General features: G+C 40.0%; 15 protein-coding genes and 2 pseudogenes. 5 read left to right on the top strand and 12 right to left on the bottom strand.

The window, feature by feature from the left end; translation table 11 throughout:
• Positions 1 to 81 precede the first annotated feature (81 nt).
• The 6 genes and pseudogenes from LM917_RS09245 to LM917_RS09220 form a co-directional block, all read right to left on the bottom strand.
• On the bottom strand, positions 82 to 801 hold the full coding sequence (locus LM917_RS09245; protein WP_232697219.1) for a 4'-phosphopantetheinyl transferase family protein: 720 nt from the start codon (positions 799 to 801) through the stop codon (positions 82 to 84).
• On the bottom strand, positions 798 to 1,679 hold the full coding sequence (locus LM917_RS09240) for an SWIM zinc finger family protein (RefSeq protein WP_232697218.1): 882 nt from the start codon (positions 1,677 to 1,679) through the stop codon (positions 798 to 800). The genes LM917_RS09245 and LM917_RS09240 overlap by 4 nt, the downstream gene beginning before the upstream one ends.
• A complete protein-coding gene (locus LM917_RS09235; protein WP_232697217.1) occupies positions 1,676 to 4,771 on the bottom strand; it encodes a DEAD/DEAH box helicase in 3,096 nt (1,031 codons plus the stop codon). The genes LM917_RS09240 and LM917_RS09235 overlap by 4 nt, the downstream gene beginning before the upstream one ends.
• A 112-nt stretch (positions 4,772 to 4,883) precedes the next feature.
• Positions 4,884 to 6,500 carry an ABC-F family ATP-binding cassette domain-containing protein gene (locus LM917_RS09230; protein ID WP_232697216.1) on the bottom strand — a complete coding sequence of 539 codons (1,617 nt, stop codon included), beginning with the start codon at positions 6,498 to 6,500 and terminating at the stop codon, positions 4,884 to 4,886.
• A gap of 107 nt (positions 6,501 to 6,607) precedes the next feature.
• On the bottom strand, positions 6,608 to 7,900 hold the full coding sequence (locus LM917_RS09225) for a phytoene desaturase family protein (protein ID WP_232697215.1): 1,293 nt from the start codon (positions 7,898 to 7,900) through the stop codon (positions 6,608 to 6,610).
• 519 nt (positions 7,901 to 8,419) lie between these two features.
• Positions 8,420 to 9,133, bottom strand: a pseudogene (locus LM917_RS09220) (IS3 family transposase); the annotation flags it as partial.
• 290 nt (positions 9,134 to 9,423) lie between these two features.
• Between LM917_RS09220 and LM917_RS09215 the strand changes: the two are divergent.
• From LM917_RS09215 to LM917_RS09200, 4 genes and pseudogenes are all read left to right on the top strand, one after another.
• Entirely contained in the window at positions 9,424 to 9,813 is a 390-nt protein-coding gene (locus LM917_RS09215; protein ID WP_232697214.1) for a MerR family transcriptional regulator, read from the top strand.
• Complete coding sequence (locus tag LM917_RS09210) at positions 9,810 to 10,973, top strand: MFS transporter (protein ID WP_232697213.1); 1,164 nt, start codon at positions 9,810 to 9,812, stop codon at positions 10,971 to 10,973. Before LM917_RS09215 ends, LM917_RS09210 begins: the two co-directional genes overlap by 4 nt.
• A 103-nt stretch (positions 10,974 to 11,076) precedes the next feature.
• Positions 11,077 to 11,256 (top strand): annotated as a pseudogene (locus LM917_RS09205) (transposase family protein); the annotation flags it as partial.
• On the top strand, positions 11,256 to 11,591 hold the full coding sequence (locus tag LM917_RS09200) for a hypothetical protein (RefSeq protein WP_232697211.1): 336 nt from the start codon (positions 11,256 to 11,258) through the stop codon (positions 11,589 to 11,591). The pseudogene LM917_RS09205 and the gene LM917_RS09200, both read left to right, overlap by 1 nt.
• A gap of 147 nt (positions 11,592 to 11,738) precedes the next feature.
• Here LM917_RS09200 and LM917_RS09195 read toward each other — a convergent pair whose 3' ends face one another.
• The 3 genes from LM917_RS09195 to LM917_RS09185 form a co-directional block, all read right to left on the bottom strand.
• A complete protein-coding gene (locus tag LM917_RS09195) occupies positions 11,739 to 13,406 on the bottom strand; it encodes a b(o/a)3-type cytochrome-c oxidase subunit 1 (RefSeq protein ID WP_232697406.1) in 1,668 nt (555 codons plus the stop codon).
• 66 nt (positions 13,407 to 13,472) lie between these two features.
• Positions 13,473 to 13,940, bottom strand: coding sequence for a cytochrome c oxidase subunit II (locus LM917_RS09190; RefSeq protein ID WP_232697210.1), 468 nt, complete (start codon positions 13,938 to 13,940; stop codon positions 13,473 to 13,475).
• Positions 13,941 to 13,969: 29 nt separating this feature from the next.
• Positions 13,970 to 14,125, bottom strand: coding sequence for a cytochrome c oxidase subunit 2A (locus LM917_RS09185; protein WP_232697209.1), 156 nt, complete (start codon positions 14,123 to 14,125; stop codon positions 13,970 to 13,972).
• Positions 14,126 to 14,591: 466 nt separating this feature from the next.
• Here LM917_RS09185 and LM917_RS09180 point away from each other — a divergent pair, with 466 nt between their 5' ends.
• Positions 14,592 to 15,491, top strand: coding sequence for an SDR family oxidoreductase (locus LM917_RS09180; RefSeq protein ID WP_232697208.1), 900 nt, complete (start codon positions 14,592 to 14,594; stop codon positions 15,489 to 15,491).
• A gap of 200 nt (positions 15,492 to 15,691) precedes the next feature.
• Here the strand turns inward: LM917_RS09180 and LM917_RS09175 are convergent, their stop codons facing one another.
• The 3 genes from LM917_RS09175 to LM917_RS09165 form a co-directional block, all read right to left on the bottom strand.
• Positions 15,692 to 15,922 carry a GyrI-like domain-containing protein gene (locus LM917_RS09175; RefSeq protein ID WP_232697207.1) on the bottom strand — a complete coding sequence of 77 codons (231 nt, stop codon included), beginning with the start codon at positions 15,920 to 15,922 and terminating at the stop codon, positions 15,692 to 15,694.
• Positions 15,923 to 15,961: 39 nt separating this feature from the next.
• A complete protein-coding gene (locus LM917_RS09170; protein WP_232697206.1) occupies positions 15,962 to 16,390 on the bottom strand; it encodes a hypothetical protein in 429 nt (142 codons plus the stop codon).
• 169 nt (positions 16,391 to 16,559) lie between these two features.
• Positions 16,560 to 17,612: an oxidoreductase gene (locus tag LM917_RS09165; RefSeq protein ID WP_232697205.1), complete on the bottom strand. Its 1,053-nt coding sequence runs from the start codon at positions 17,610 to 17,612 to the stop codon at positions 16,560 to 16,562.
• Positions 17,613 to 17,860: the final 248 nt, after the last annotated feature.

The raw sequence follows: 17,860 nt of genomic DNA, 5'->3' as shown, positions 1-17,860 counted from the left end.
TACTTTACCATATGACCATTGCAGAAAAATAGAAGAAAAAACAGCATATCTCTTTTATGTAGAGATATGCTGCTTTTGACATTATTCGTTATTCTCTATTCTTTTTCCTAACTCTACTAACCATTTTTCGCAATTTATTACAATCGGATGTTCTGGAAAAGAAATGCTTTTTGCACAAACTGCCATTTTATAGCCTGGATCAACCTGATATTCCCTACAGCGAATTCCTGTATCGCGTCCATTTTCGTGTACTTCATGTATGTCCGAGCTAGAACCTAATTGTATGGTAAAGGATGACAGCTTGTATGATATTCCCTTACCAACGTACTTGATATAGCTCTCTTTACATGCCCAGTATCGAAAAAAAATAGCTTCCTGATGGTTTTCTGGCTGAAGCAATAACTGTTTTTGTTCTTCCGCAGAAAAAAATCTGTCTGCCAGGCGAAGCTGGATTTTCTTACACTGTTGAACGTCGACTCCAATTGAATCATGGAACGTACCAACAAAGATCCATTCACCAGAATGAGAGAGATTAAATGAAAAACCATTCATGCTATCGTTCGTCACAAATGGTTTCCCATACTCATTGGTTGAGATTCCTATCTGTTCGAACGGAATATGTAAGGTCTGCCGAATCAAATCTCGAACAAACACATCCGCTATTAATGTTCTAACCTGATCAGCTCGATTACTGTATCTGGCAACCTTCTTCTGTCTTTCAAGTGGAAGAATGGTGAGTAAAGTGTGGAGCACGCTTGGGTCGAGAGCAGATGACTTGATATGCATGGCATATATTTTCACGACAAGTCCTTCCTCTCCTCACCCGCCTTCTTAGCAATGATGCGATATACCTCTTGCAAGGCACCAGTTACAATATTTCCATTGCGTTGTGCAAATACAGGAGGACCCCAAATAAGAAGGGATTGTTCTGGTAAGGTTTCCTCACTTTTTACAGGTAAATTCAGTAGAGAGTCGGGAATCTTTGTTTGAAAATATGTACCGTTATCTACAGATCTGCGTAGAAAAATAGAACCTTCATGTTGGTCCTTCCTCACTTCTTCTCGAGGCGCTGTTCGTTCCATTTCAGAAGAGGTTACAAAAGGAAAAGCCGTCGAATTTTGCCCTTCTGTTGGCAAAGAATAATGGGAAGGTAGCCATTTCCGCTGAAACTGATCTACTACTTCTCTTTGGTCCATGCCTAACATAGAAAAAAACACAAGAGGATTATCTTCCATCTCAACAAGCAGTTGATAATACAAGGCAAATATATGTTTACATGGGACTGCCTGATCAAGACAGCTACACGTCTTTCTACCTGCAAGCAAGTTGTCAGGTAAAATAGAGATCCCTAGTGATGTAAGGTCTTCATACAGCTCCTTGGAAAAGTGACCATTCATCAGCTGAGCTAGATACAATGGTTCGTCTAGCAATACCTGCATACTCATCTGTCTTTGTTCGGTTGTAACAAGTTTTGGATTGTATTGCACCAAATAGGTGTTGCTATTTGATCCTGTAACCTGTGCAGTTATCCCTTGTTGGTCTGCCGTCCAGCCCCGAACACCACCATCTTTTGCTTTGGTACGACCTCGCTGATGACGTGCCGTTCCCCCCGCTTCGCGAATCAGCTCCTTAAACCGGGAGGCTAGAGCTGGTGCGATATTATTCGACTCTATATTCACAGCAGCTCCTCCTCTTCCTGATACAGCAGATCTTCACGCAGTGCAAATATGGATTGAAGCTCACCTGCTGATAATTCGGTCATCCACTGTTCACCAGAATGGATGATTTGTTCTGCCAGCTCTTTTTTGGATTCGATAATCTGATCAATTCGTTCTTCCAGTGTTCCTTGACAAATCAAGCGGTGGACGTGGACATTCTTCTTCTGACCAATTCGATAAGCCCGGTCTGTTGCCTGATTTTCTACTGCCGGATTCCACCAGCGATCATAATGAATAACATGATTGGCCCGAGTCAGATTAAGCCCTACTCCTCCAGCTTTCAATGACAAAATAAATATACGTGGACCCGAATTCGTCTGAAAACGATCAATCATTTCATCTCGGGCCTGTTTTGTTACACCTCCATGTAAAAACAGGACCTCTTCGTTACAGACAGTGGACAAATGCTGTTGAAGTAACCTACCCATCTCTACATACTGGGTAAAAATTAGAACAGCTTCCTCCTGCTCCATGATTTCTTGCACGAGTTGTGTCACTCGCTTCACTTTTCCTGAGCGTTGTTCGATCTGGTCTGCCTGCTGATGCAAATAAAGAACTGGATGATCACATACTTGCTTCAGATGCGTTAAGGTAGCCAGAACAAGACCTCGACGATGCATACCAGTTGCACCCTGGATCTTATCCATCATTTCTTGAACAACACGCTGATAAAGCACAGCCTGTTCCTTAGTCAAAGAACAATACGTTTTACTCTCGATTTTTTCTGGTAAGTCAGCGATAATGGCCGGATCGGTTTTTAGACGGCGCAAAATAAATGGATAAACAAGCTTTCTCAGTGCTTCACTGCGCCCTTGTTCCTGATACCGTTCGATTGGTATCGTAAAATGACTTCGGAAATGGGCGAGTGACCCTAGATAATTCGGATTCAAAAACTGGAAGATCGACCACAATTCACTTAGTCTATTTTCAATCGGCGTACCCGTCATCGCAACACGATACGTAGCTTCCGTTTTCATCGCACTTTTTGCCTGCTTACTTTTGCTGTTTTTAATGTTTTGCGCTTCATCGAGGACCAAGTATGACCACTTGATCCTGCGCAAGTCATCCGCATCCCGATTTAGTAATGCATAAGAAGTAAGGATTACGTCGTGTTCCTTCACCTTATCCTCAAGGGCTTTGTCATGCAATCGATCAGGACCATGATGCGTGTAAACCCGTAACTGAGGGGCAAACTTATCAATTTCCTTGTCCCAGTTATTTAACAGGGAGGTTGGACATACAATTAAAGCTGGCTGATCCAATTTTTCCGATGCTAAAACCGTAATCATCTGAAGGGTTTTCCCTAGACCCATATCATCTGCTAAACAGACTCCGAAGCCCATTTTTGTCAGTGCTTTTAACCAGGTATAACCTCTTTCCTGATAGGGACGCAGGATTCCTTTCAGAACAGTAGGCGTAGGGTACATCTCATGAACATCCTGTAATGTACCGCTGAGTAAATGGTGCAGATTTTCAGGTACCTCAAAGTCAACAATCGGCAAAGCATCTAATTCACTCGATGTTTCCATATCTGCCATCAGATATAACAAATCGTGTAGGGAGAGATCCTCCTCCTTATGCTCGGTTAAATACGGAAGGATCTTAGCTAATGCCTGATGATCTACCTCTACCCATTCCCCGCGTATCATGACTAACGGTGATTGAGAAGTAGCGATTTTCTTCAAGTCGTCCATAGATATTTCCTGATTACCTAATGCAGCTCTCACATCAAACTGTAGCAACTCTTCAAATCCAAAACGGGTCACGTCTCCAGACTGCTTAGAGTCAGATATCGCTTTCCAATCCTTCACACGCAGTTTGATTCCGAGTGATTTGCGACTCTTCTGCATCCACCATGAAGGTAACTGAATCCCAAATCCAGCTGTTTGTAAGCTAGGCACAAGCTCCTTAAGAAAATAAAAGGCTTCGCTCGAAGTCATTGAGAGTTGCCATGGTAGTTCTTTTGCTAATTCATCTGCTAACTGCGGTACATATAGGGATGCTTTTCCCAATTGTTCCAGCAGGAAAAATTGAGCACGGGGAAGTAAGGAGCCAAAATACTGGGCAGCAGAATCTGTTCCTAACCAAATATCTCTTGCATTGATATAGTGACCAGGATCAGTGATCGGTTGTAAGCAAATATGAAGAAGCCACTCTGCTTCAGGAAGCTGCAATTCCGTAAGATTCTCCATCGCTGGAGGCTGTAGCTGTAAAAAAAGTCGCATCGGGATATGTCCAACAAAATCCCGCTCGTTGCGCAATTCTCCACGAGTCCACTTATCAATATGTTGCTTGAAGCCTTGCAATTCTTTGGTTAAGCCTTCTATTGATGCCGTATTTTTTACGAGTAAACCTTGTAGCCATTGTAAAGGGGTATCCAGCCGCTTTTTCTGTAAAAGCCGTGCGTACTCGCCTGTTTCCTTGTACAACCACTTGATAAAGGTTACTTCAATTGATTGCAGTAAAAACTCGTGCAGAATGTTAAATGGATCGGTATTCATTTCATTGCCTGTTTTTAATGGATCATAAGCGCGGCTTATGGCTGGCATGGAGCTGGCTAAGTGGTTAAATTGATTCTTTTCTTCCTCCCTGCTCAAATCCACATCCCAATAAGCTGTTGCTTCCGAATATCCGTAGCGCTTACCTTTTACCAGAGCAACTGATGGTTTAAATCTGGAATGTTCGAGAAGATACAAGGCAAACATGGAAGCTTTTTGCCAATATCTAAGCGTATCAGAAGCGAACACCTGACTAGAAATGGAATGATCCATGTTCGTTTTCAACAAAAATGGTAATGCATCTGCAAGCGGTACCAATAAGCCACTTATTTGAGCAGACATTAACTTTGGTTTGTTAGAAGGATAAAATTCACCCTGATCAAACCAGTAAGGTACCTGAAACGAGCGTGTCCCAACCTTGCTTGCTGTGCTAATTAATCGCCGTTCTTCATCATCTAGTTGATCTATCCACAAACTGACAGGTACAACTTCGCCGCCCTGTAAACAAAAAAGAAAAAAAGCATCTGGCAACCAGATACCGTGCAAAGTCGTCATGATGCCCTCCAGCGTTTTTGGTAAAAGGGTTAACCATTGATGTGGTTAACCCTTTCTCTTCTGTTCTGGAATACGTTTATCACAAGCCCTACCAGTAAGACTTTGGTTAGAACTAGCTATACATTTTTTCACGAAGCTGTTTCACTTCTTCGCTCTCCAGATATTCATCGTACGTCATTAACTTGTCAATAATACCATTTGGTGTGATTTCAATAATGCGATTCGCAATGGTATGCACGAACTGATGGTCATGGGATACGAACATCATTGTACCGTCAAATTCCATCAATCCATTATTTAGTGCTGTAATGGATTCGAGATCCAAGTGGTTGGTTGGCTCATCGAACAATAGGACATTGGCACCTGGCATCATCGCTTTGGATAGCATGCAGCGTACTTTTTCTCCCCCGGACAATACGTTAGCTTTTTTCAATGCCTCTTCACCGGAGAATAACATTCTGCCTAAGAAACCACGTAAGAATGTCTCATCCTGATCTTTAGAGTATTGACGTAGCCAATCAACAAGTGTCAGATTGCAACCATCAAAATAAGCAGAGTTATCTTTCGGGAAGTATGCTTGAGTTGTTGTTACACCCCATGCGTAAGAACCGCTGTCTGCTTCCAACTCTCCCATTAAGACCTGGAACAAAGTTGTTTTTGGCAATCCGTTCGGACCAACCAAAGCAATTTTATCTCCTTTGTTCACGATCATATGAAGGTTGTCAATTACTTTTTCACCATCAATTGACTTTGTTAAACCTGTAATTTCTAAAATATTTTTTCCGGCTTCCCGCTCAGGTTTAAAGTTAATGAACGGATAACGACGGCTGGAAGGTCTAATGTCATCCAGTGTAATTTTATCCAACGTCTTTTTACGGGATGTTGCTTGTTTGGACTTGGAAGCATTGGCAGAGAAGCGTGCGATAAAGCTCTCCAATTCCTTGATTTTTTCTTCTTTTTTCTTGTTTTGCTCTCTCATCAATTTAAGAGCCAATTGGCTGGACTCATACCAGAAGTCATAGTTACCCACATACATTTGGATCTTACCAAAGTCAATGTCAGCAATATGAGTACATACTTGGTTCAGGAAGTGACGGTCATGCGATACCACGATTACGGTATTCTCATAGTTAGCCAAGAAATTCTCTAACCATCGAATCGATTCGATGTCCAAGTGGTTGGTAGGCTCATCGAGAAGCAGGTTGTCAGGATTTCCAAACAGTGCTTGTGCAAGGAGTACACGTACCTTTTGGCTGCCATCTAGTTCCTTCATTTTTTTCTCGTGCAAATCTGTCTCAATGCCAAGACCGATCAGAAGAGATGCAGCATCAGATTCAGCTTGCCATCCGTTAAGATCTTCGAATTCGCCTTCCAGTTCAGATGCACGCATACCATCTTCTTCAGAGAAGTCTTCTTTCATATATAGAGCATTTTTTTCTTCCATAATTTCAAAAAGTCTGCTGTGACCCATCATAACAGTCTTCAGTACTTCTACTTCATCAAATTCATAATGGTTTTGCTTCAATACAGCCATACGTTCGCCTGGAGTCATGTGAACATCACCATTATTTGGTTCGATTTCGCCAGACAGGATTTTCAAGAATGTTGACTTTCCTGCTCCATTTGCTCCAATCAAGCCGTAGCAATTACCCGGCGTAAACTTGATTGTTACGTCTTCAAACAACGCTCGTTTACCGTAGCGCAGGGTAACACCATTTGTACTTATCATCTAATCTCATCCTTTATCGATACATTTATCGTCCTCAAACGTATATTTTATCACATTTCAAAACAAAAATTAACCCCTTGCCTTTTTGGACAAGGGGTAATTTCCAATTATTCTTTCTCAAAGATTAATTTGCTTACTTCATAAGCGCTGGAGAAAGAGAGTTCAGAGAGTTGTCCTTGACCCTCACACCAATCACCAGCAAAGAAGAGATTGCGGTAATCCGTACTAGATACTGGCATTGGTTTCTGACTCATTGTCCATTTAATCTCCTGAACGACGGCTTTTACAGAAACACGTGGAACCACAAGCTTATCACGCCAGCCTGGAAAGTGTTTATCGTATAGTTTTTCCACTTTTTCTTTATATTGATCCACAATTTCTTTATTACCCACTTCATCCTGGCGTAAATATGCCGTTGCCTGGAGAAGTTGACCACCTTCTGGTACACAGGTAGTATCGTAGTGGGAAATGTCGGTAATAAACATATTTTCTTTTTTATCGTACACATAGGTAAATGGTACATCGATTTTTTTAGACAATCCGATATCATATACCAGTACTACACTTGGCTTATAAGCCGCGTAGTGGGAAACAAGATGATCAATTTTCGTTTCCTTGAAAATCTTCACCATCTCTTTAGGAGGGATTGCGAAAATAAATTCGTCCCCTTCAATTGTCGTCTCTCCGGCATGAACTGCCTTGATTCGGTCATTCTCCCACGTAATGCTGTCTACTTTTGTTTTCGTCATAATCTCAGCATGATTTTCATCCATAACTCGAACGAATTCACTTATGAGAGCCTGCCAACCTCCACCAATGTAAGCTACAGGTTTATTAGTGGCGAATAAACGACGATAGTAGGTAAAAAACACATCAGATGGAATTTTTTCTGGTTCCTTGGTGAAAAAATTGGAAGATGCAAGCGTTAACATCATTTCTTTTACATCTTCATTAACATTTTGATTCTCCATCCATTTCGCAATGGACATGTGCGAATGACCTGTTTCCATTTTTAGCATAGTTTTTAATATTTCAAAGGTAAACGCAATTTTATCGAAACCCTTCAACACCTTGGTACGGAATAAACCTACGATATTGGCAGGCATACTGGTAAGTTGGTTACCGATATCATATTTTGCTTTATCCGGATCAAAATCTTGCCAGTCAATATGTAACCCCAATTTATCCTCAAAGGTACGTAAAACAGAAGAGTCTCTTGCGTAGATTGCATGTGCACCAAAATTAAAGTTAAAACCTTTGATCGACAGTGTAACGGCACGTCCTCCAAGCATTCCGCGTTCTAGTAGTGCTACTTTCTTCCCTTTACTAGAAAGCAATGCACCGGCAGATAAACCAGCCAGGCCTCCGCCTACAATGACAACATCAAATTTTTCAGCCATAATCGAGATCCCCTTTGTGTGTTTCTCTGTTGAATAGTTAATATCAGTTTGAATGTTATGAATTTTTATAGTACAAGTGAAATATTAGTGAAAACTCAAATCGATTTTACCATGAGGGCATTTCTTTTGAAACAGGAAAGTGAACTTATTTACAGTTTTAGACTTAGTACATTAATTGTATCAGATTGAAAAAAAGCTATTCTTAAAAACCCCTTATACCCATCCCACTAAAAAATAGGACAAGCATAGGGGGTTAATTTTAACTTGAGATGATCTCAACACATCTCGTGCAATGTAAGTGGGTTGAAATACTTATTGAGCACAAGAAAATGTCTTTCACTTGCATTTTTCTAACGCCATTTGTAAACGTTCCCGATGAATCCATAAAGGTTTACGAAGTCCCATATATTCACAATATCTTCTGATGCCAGCTCGTTTACTAAATCCGTCACTGTCTCACGAATGCTTCCCATCATGCTTGGATCTGAGTCAATATCTTGGACACAAAAAAGTTAAGTGCTAGGATGCGTTTCTCAGCAAATCTTCTACTGCTTGTGGTGTTTTGTACCCTAAACCTCCATGTATCCGTTTGCGATTGTATAAGCCTTCTATATATGTAAAAAGCGCAAGCTTTGCTGACTTATAATCTATGTACTTCACATGGTGTACTTCTTCTTTTTTCAGTATGGCATGAAAGGACTCAATGCAGGCATTATCGTAGGAGCACCCCTTTTTGCTAAATGAGTGAATCATGTGGAATTCCTCAACATGCTGTGCGAAATCTTGACTTGTGTACTGTGTACCTAAATCGGTATGAAGAATGAAACCCTTTGCGGGTTTTTGAGTGACGTATGCATTCTCTAACACATGTAAAACTAACCCTACTGTCATATTCTGAGAAAAAGAGTATCCAACGATTTTCTTTGAATGTAGATCAAGAACGGGTGCCAAATAGCACCATCCATCTCGAAGAGTATGGATATATGTAATATCTGCTACCCATTTCTCGTTAATAGATGTTGTTGTAAAGTCTTGATCTAGTATATTAGGTCTTTCTATTACTCTATCTTTACTTGATTGCGGGCGGAATTTCTTCCTTGTAATTAATCGAATGTCCGCCTTTTTCATAAGTCGCTGAGTTCTCTTCAAACTAATAGAAATACCTTCACTTCTTAGCAGAAAATGAATTTTTGGAGCACCATAACGTCCCTTAGAGGTAAAGCTAACTTGTACGAACAGTATAATTGACAACAAAAGTTTTATTTATCGGGTCTTCGGATAAAAGGGTGGAAATTACTATTAGAAACATAACAACATTTTAAGTGTGAAATCGGATTATGTAGTGGAAACGCCTTTTAAAATTAAGTTTAGAAATTAATATTTAGGAATATTACCCAAGGATAATTGAATACTTAAACTGTACTATGTTGAGAACATCATAATTCAAAGAATGGATATTGACCCTCACACCATGTCATACTTTAATATGGCTATAACGTAGTAATTTAGGAGGGCAGATTAATATGAAAATAGGCGAATTATCAATAAAAACCGGAGTCAGCATCCGATCAATTCGATATTATGAGGAAAAAAATTTAATTTATCCAAAGCGATTAGAAAATGGATATCGTGTATATGGCGAGGAGGATGTGGAGCGTGTAAAAGCAGTTCAACTTTTCTTAGATTTAGGTTTAAATACTGAGGAGATCTTTCCTGTTATATCCTGTGGATCTCTTCATCCCATAGATAATAACTCCAGCTGTGCTTCCTCTGCACTTTCTCTATACAGGGAAAAATTAGAGAAAACTCGTGAACAAATAAGAAATTTACAGGAAGTTGAAGCAAAGTTAGAAAACCTAATTAAATTTTGGACCAAGGTGGAAAATCAAGGTAAAGGTAGTGACATAAAATGAATTACCGTATTTTTATTTTAGTAATAGGTACTTTCATTATTGGTACAGATGATTTTGTCATTGCCGGTATATTACCAAGCATTGCAGACGATATGAATGTCTCTATTGCCGTGGCAGGCCAATTAGTTACTGCGTTTGCAATCGCATACGCAATTGGTGCACCTGTTTTAGGAACGATAACAATTAATATGCCTTTAAAAGCACTATTGGTATTGTCCATGCTAGTTTTTACAATTGCTAATGGTCTTTCTATAATAGTAACTTCTTTTGAATGGTTATTTGTCACAAGGATAATGGCTGCCTTGGCTGCAGCTTTATTTACTCCTTTGGCTATGGCGGCATCAGCAAGTTTAGTCCCTGTTACTATGCGTGGGAGAGCTTTGTCCTTTATAATCGCCGGGATTACCGTGGGACTAATAGTAGGCGCGCCTATTGGAACCTGGGTTGGAAATGCGATATCTTGGCGTTATTCCTTTGCACTTGTTTCCTTGGTATCTTTAATCACTACAATTGGTGTATTAATACTTTTACCAAAAATTGAACGGGAAGCTTTTATAAGTATAAAAGAACGTTTGAAAAGCTTTAATAAAACAATATTGTTAACCTTAAGTGTTAGCATTATTGCTACAACTGGTGGCTTTATGACTTACACTTATATAGCCCCTATAATAACAGCAATCACTAATATTGAAAATATTAGTATCTTCTTACTGTTGTTTGGAATAGGTGCCCTTTTTGGTAATCTCGTTGGAGGCTATTTCACAGATCGTATAGGTGCCCCTAAAACACTCATGTTATCTCTTGCTGGATTTGGGATTCTATTAATAGCTTTCTCAGTGTTAACGTTGTTAAACCCATCTACATTGACAATTGTTCTAGTTTCTCTTGTTGCTTTGTTATGGGGAATTCCTGGTTTTGGTATGAATCCAGCACTAAATTCCTACCTGATTTCATTAAACCCTAATCAGGCTTCAATGATTCTCTCTTTCAGTGCATCGGCTTTATACTTGGGAATCGGTTTAGGAGCTGTAATAGGGGGAGGAGTAATAAGTATAGGTTCTATAGATTATGTAGGTTTAGTAAGCGGTATACTTGTCGGCATTGCACTTGTGGTGTTTATTGTTGTACAACAATTTTTTGCAAAAAAACAACAGGCTTAAATTTTAGGAATTGGATTTCCCATTATTGTTTTGGAACAGATTTTTATTAAAAAATCGATATTTTACCAGTTTTTAAAGCTTGTTTGATAAAGGAGAAAGTAGCATGTCCGACTTATTATTCTTACCTAACCTCACTACAATTGAAGTACCACAAGAAAATGAATCCGATATGCTCTTTAAGGTTGAAACCGTTTGTGCACCTGAACGTTGTCCTGAATGTAGCTTTGATAAATTATACAAACATGGAACACGGAAACAAATTATTATGGATTTGCCCATTCGATGAAAGGCGAAAAAGGTACAAACAACGCCGCTGATTTTACGGGAAGTGGTTTCACAGCAAAAATGGGAAATCAGAACATCGCAGTAAAAATTGATAAAATAGCTGACGTTTCTGGAGAAGTCCAGAACGGTAATATATGCATGGTAAGACTTAAGGAAGGAAGTAACTCGCATTATGTAATCGTGGACGGATGGAATTCCTCGGTTTCGGGTTTTGACAGATATCTTGTTGCCGACCAGGACGGCGGCACTCAGAAAACGCTAGCTGATACAATGAAAAAAAGAGGATTCACGGTTGATGCTTCAGTCATTACTGAAAAATATAAACTTAGCTAATACATTAGCCGAGGACATTGATATGGACTGCACCTCCAATTGTTAGGTGTGTCTAACAATTGGGGTGCAGTCCATTTAAATTGGCGGGTTTGCTATATCCATGTTCCTGTTTCCTCTAGGTAAAAAATTCGGGTACACCCTTTTAACCTACCAGGTAATAAACGGTTGTGAGCCTGGAGGTGAGTGATCAATCAACTGATAGATCGGATAGGCGTACGCGACGATGATTAAAAATGCCGCAATACCTAGCCATAGAGACCAGCGTTCCAAGATTTTTGGAGTTCGTTCTTCTGCATCCTGCGTTTCCGAAATGGGGTACTCCTCTTCTCCTTTTGGCGCATAGAAAACGAGATACACGATGATACCAACCAGTAGTACCCCTGCAAAGAATAAGACAGCTCCGCCCATTCCCATCAAGGCTTGTGGACGAATCCAGCTTAATGCTTCTGGATGATCAAAATATGTGGTGTAATCAGTACGTCTTGGAACTCCTTGCAAACCCAAATAGTGCATGGCACCAGACATGATAGCCATTCCGAATGTCCACATGACCGCTTGTAAAATGGCAACTCTGTGTAGAGCTTTTGTCATAATCCGCCCTGTAAGCGATGGAATCAACCAATAGCTGATACCAAAGAACGTTAAGGCTATACTCGTACCTACTGTAAGATGGAAATGCCCCGTAACCCAGATTGTGTTATGAACAACTGCGTTCATCTGGTTACTTGCGTTGATAATTCCACCAGCTCCTGCAGGAATAAATGCTAGCATACCTAACATTGGACCAAAGAAGCGTGCGTCATTCCAAGGTAGTTTTTTAAACCAGCCGAACAGCCCTTTCGCTCCTTTTTTTCTACCTGTTGTCTCAAATACTGCGAAAAGTGAAAATGCGGTCATAAGAGAAGGAAGCACTACAGTAAGAGTCAAAATTACGTGCAACAATTTCCATTTATCTGATATTCCAGGCTCCATTAATTGATGATGGAATCCAACGGGGATTGAAAACAGGATTAATAGAATAAAGGAGAGACGAGCCAGTGAAGCACTAAAGATTTTGCCACCGATTATCTTCGGAATGTTCACATACCAGCAAACATAAGCTGGCATTAACCAGAAATAAACGAGTGGATGACCGAAATACCAGAACAGAGTACGGCTCAAAAGAACGTTAACATCTGGAACCAAACCAAGTGACCATGGAATCAGTTGTAGCAAAACTTCTGCAGCTACTCCTAGCGTAGCGATTTGCCACAGAATCATAGTTGCAACTGCCATGTATTGGAAGAGTGGCGATGTTTTTCCTAGATTTTGTTTTCTCCAGTTTATATAGTTATTAAAAATCGCATAGCCACCAAACCAGCTACCTACTACAAGTAAGGCAGCACCAATATAGAAAAACGGAGAAGCTTTCATTGGAGCATAAAACGTATAAAGGACATTGGACGTATTCGCTAAAATCGCAATTGTGGCCATTACCGTACCAATTGTCATCAGATACCAACCGATCCAGCCTAATTTACGTGCCATCGGTGACAAGCTACCACCTGACGTTCTCGCACATCCCGATAAGAAAAATCCGACAATAAAGAATGTTGTAAAAACTAGGCCCAGTAATACACCGTGCGCTGTTAAAATCTGATAATAATTAAGCCAGGAAGGTAATGTCATAATGCCCCCTCTTACCAATCCCTGTAACAAGCCACACAAAATGGCGATCGCAAAACCAATGTAAGCTACGTATATGTGAACCAGAGAAAGTTTGGCGCTAGCCCGGTCAACCTTGACCTTTGGTTCATTCTTCTGGCTGTTATCCATGTCAGAAAATGCAGGCGTCTCTCTTCTTTCTACATGCAATGCCATCAACATCACTACCCTTCTTTATTACTTCACAATAATTGTGGCAGCCATAATTTGATGTCCAGAGCCACAATATTCATTACAAATGATGAGATAAGTTCCTGGTTCATCGAATGTATGAGTCACTTCACTGATGTGTCCTGGCAATACCATGATGTTTACATTTGTTTTAGGGATTTGAAAGCCATGCACAACATCTTTACTGGTTACAATAAATTTAACTTTTGCTCCCACAGGAACTTCAACTTGGTTAGGTTGGAAAGCAAACACCATCGAGCTCATCACCAGATCGTACTCATTTTCACCTGTTTCATGTAAGCCGGGATTATCAAACGGTGCTGTCTCATCTACTTTGTTCGGATCAATCATTTTCATATGGCTGGGTGGCATCATCCCCATTGCATATGCGTTTACAGATAATACAACAAGAAATAAAACAAGCGTTGCTCCACCAACCATCAACCAGATTTTTTCAAATCGATGCAAATGCATACAAAACCCTCCCCTATTCCTTCTTGTCTCTAGGCCCTGTCTAAAAATATTTTAAATACGAATAACCAGGTTACCAAGATAAAACCACCTAGTAATAAAACCGAAGCAAAGGTACCTTTCAAGTTTTGTTCGGTCTCTTTGTGAGGCTTTTTTTCTTTTTTTGTTTGGCGCGAAAGTTCACTCATCCCTTATTCCTCCTTTTGACTCTGCTGTTTCCTTGAAGAAGCATTACTGGAAATCTTATCTAATGATTACGCTTAAATTAAAACATTCCAGTATTTGCTAATGATGTGATATTAATCACAATTAGCCCTTTAGGGCCATTCTATTTTTTGATTTGTCAATACTTAGACAAAATTCCGTTTATTTTGATTTTCTAGGTATCTTTTCGGCTATACGAGCTACAATTTCTCTGTTTTGGAAAATTTTATCTAGGTAAATATATTCAGTAGCAATAGAGTACGGGGTGAGCTATTCACCCTTCTTTTATTTACAAAGTAGAAGGTTTTACTCTTTATTTTTACTCATGTACACAGAAGGCATTACTTGTACGTGCTGTGTCATAACAAGATTTTATTATGGACACGCACATGTAGTTCTGCTCGTTTGGTAAAGCTTAACTGTAAACAATACCTAGAAGGAGGCCCTCTCATGTATCCGAAAGTTCCTTATCACGACAAGCAGAAAAAGACCACAGAAGAAATTCACACATTCCCACCGCAGCATCAAGATGTTCAACCAGGTACCGAGGCATTCATGGAACCTGTCCCTATTTTTGACAATCCTGCATACAAGGGAAGCGACAAATTAAAAGATAAAGTTGTTCTCATAACAGGTGGGGATAGCGGTATTGGACGTGCGACTTCGATTGCCTTTGCAAAAGAAGGTGCAAAGCTTGTCATTGTTTACTACAACGAACATGAAGACGCGAAGAAAACGAAAGAATATGTAGAAAAGTACGGAGGCATGTGTACTCTGATTGATGGGGACTTAAAAGAGGAGTCTTTTTGTAATTCGATTGTTAAACAGACAATTGATACCTACGGAAAACTGGATGTACTCGTCCTAAATCAAGCCGTGCAGTATCCTCAAAATAGTATTTTGGATATCAGCGCAGAACAGTTGGACCTTACTTTTAGAACGAATATTTATCCGATGTTCTATGTAACCAAGGCAGCTTTACCACATTTGCAGGCAGGAAGCTCTATTGTGTTAACCTCCTCCATTACTGCATACCAAGGTAACGTCACGTTAATTGATTACTCTGCAACAAAAGGAGCAGTTACCACCTTCACAAGATCCCTGTCCCAATCGCTTGCTTCGCAGGAAATCCGTGTAAATGCTGTCGCACCTGGTCCGATATGGACTCCGCTGATTCCTTCTTCTTTTCCCGCTGAGCATGTAAGTACATTTGGTGCTGACACACCTATGAAGCGTGCAGGACAGCCGTTTGAATTGGCCCCTGCTTATGTATATCTAGCATCCGATGATTCCCGATATGTTTCTGGACAGGTCATTCATGTAAATGGCGGAACAATTACAGAATCGTAGTGTTTAGTAGGATTGAAGCATATAAGAATAACTTCTATCGAAGAACCTGGTTCTTCCCTAGAGGGTGTTTTTTTCATGCGTATAAGAATTTCTATATATTCTTATACGTCAAATAGGCGGCCATATCTTTTTACAGATGTGACCGCCCTAAAAATGTTTATCCGGTTTATGGTAATTCATTCTACATGGCTGAAGTGAAATCATTTTCTCACAATAGGTAATAAAAAGATAATTTCTGAATTACTATTTTCATTCCCCAGAAAACGCTCGCTGTCATAGTACTCTATTTCATAGCTTTCATCTGGCTCTATGTACTCTGAATTTGGCAACCATTCATTATTGTAATAATCAAAGACTTTTTCAATATTATGTATCGTCCCTTGATAATAAATAGTCGCATACTTACTCTTTGGTATAATTTTTTGTACCATAGATCACAATCGTGTACCTTACCTATTTGAAAAATTGTCCTATCTCTTAAGATCAATCTTTTCCACTTGATCCTTCCATCTTACCTCTAATGTGACCGTGTCAGCTAAATCTAGATCGAATTGATCAGCATTTATTTCTGTAGCAGTATGAAAATTGAGAATTCCTACTAATGATTGAGGCTCACTGCTACTTAGTGTCCATTCTTTTCCCTTAAGGATATATTCAATCTTACCAATATCCGCTGTTTGTTTTACGGTTGTTTTCGTTCTATCCGTAATATATTGGATATACAAGGAAGCAAAATATGACTCTCTAACACTAGAAATTGTATATGTAGCGAACCATTCCTCTCCCTGACCAAAATATATGACAGTAGGCATTTCATCCGTCTTCTTACCTTCTCCACTTGTGCATCCAACTAAGAATACGAGAATCAAACATACAAATATAGAAATAGGTTTATTCATGATTAACCCCCCGAAAAATTATATTACTCATACTATTGTGAACTTACTTAAATCTAAAAGCAACTATTGTCAAAAATTCAATAGATAAAGTAACCGTACCTTCTTCATACATCCCTATCCACTATACTCTTCCTTGGTGAAATAAACGGCTGACTTTAGGGTCAACCCTTTATGGTAAGGGGAGGCGAATAGTTTTACCTTCCAGACTGCTTTTTTTCGCAGCATCAATCAGAATAGCTGTTTTTCTGGCCTCTTCTGCTGTAACTGGGGGCTCTTTTCCTAGTCGAATCGCTTCAAACATTTGATCATAGTAGTATTGATAGGAACCTATTTCAGAAACGACCTTTTCGATAATCATTTCATCATTTGAGATTGTTGCCAGTTGCCCATAGACATTTTCACCCTGTTCTTTTTCCCATTTATCCTTTGTCATGATCCTTGGATTTTGACCAGCAGGGACTTGCGCGTCAATGCCGTGCTTGATATAGCTACCTTTGTCCCCATGCACTTGCAATCGTGGCCCTGGATGTACTATAAGATTACTTGCATGCAAAACGACACGCAACCGCTCATATTGAAGAGTAACATGGAAAAAATCATCCGTTCTGGCGCCTGGACGCTGAGCCAATATATCGGCAGTGACAGTCTCTGGCATTCCAAACAGAACCAGCGCCTGATCAATCAGATGTGATCCTAAGTCATACAAGATGCCGGAACCTGGCACGTCATTCTCTCGCCAACGATCTCGAACAACCGGACGATACCGATCAAAATGTGATTCAAAGAGATACACATCTCCCAGACGACCTTCTCGAATCAAACGCTGAATGGTTAGAAAATCACTGTCATATCGTCTACTCTGATAGACGCTAAGTAGTGCCTTTGTCTCTTGTTGCAGGGCGATCAAGTCGTCTGCCTCCTGTACGGTCAGGACAAAAGGTTTTTCTACTACTACATGCACTCCCGCCTGCAGAACTTCTTTGGTCATTTCATAATGCATACCAGTAGGTGTCGTAATGATAACCAACTCAATTTGTGGATTATGTAGCATCTCCTTAACAGAGGACACTACCTGTACATCACCGATTGCGTGTCGTACCTTTTCCGGATTGGAAGAGACAACCGAGGCAATCTCGTAATACTCTGATGCCTGCAAATAAGGCACATGGAAGGTAACAGCAGAAGAACCAAAACCTACAATTCCAACTTTAATTTTTTGCATCATAATCCTCCCATTCAATCTTTCTTCCTCTTATCATAGTCGAAAACAAGAAGTATGCAAGAAAGATAAATATAAGAAAAAAGACTACTCTACCAAAAATTTGATTAATGATGGTAGCTTTATGCCGGTAAGGGACCTAGCCCCCCCACGGGTTCCCTCTCGATTTTGAGTCGCGACCACTATCCAGAAGATAGCGGAAGAGAAGTCAAGCAAAGAAAATATAAAACCCGCGAAAATCCTTGATATAA

Origin of the sequence: Brevibacillus daliensis (genome assembly GCF_021245735.1) — a bacterium.
In the GTDB taxonomy this organism is placed as follows: Bacteria; Bacillota; Bacilli; order Brevibacillales; family Brevibacillaceae; genus Brevibacillus_B; species Brevibacillus_B daliensis.
Note: the sequence above shows the minus strand (reverse complement) of the source record. Positions and strands in the feature narration are given on the sequence as shown.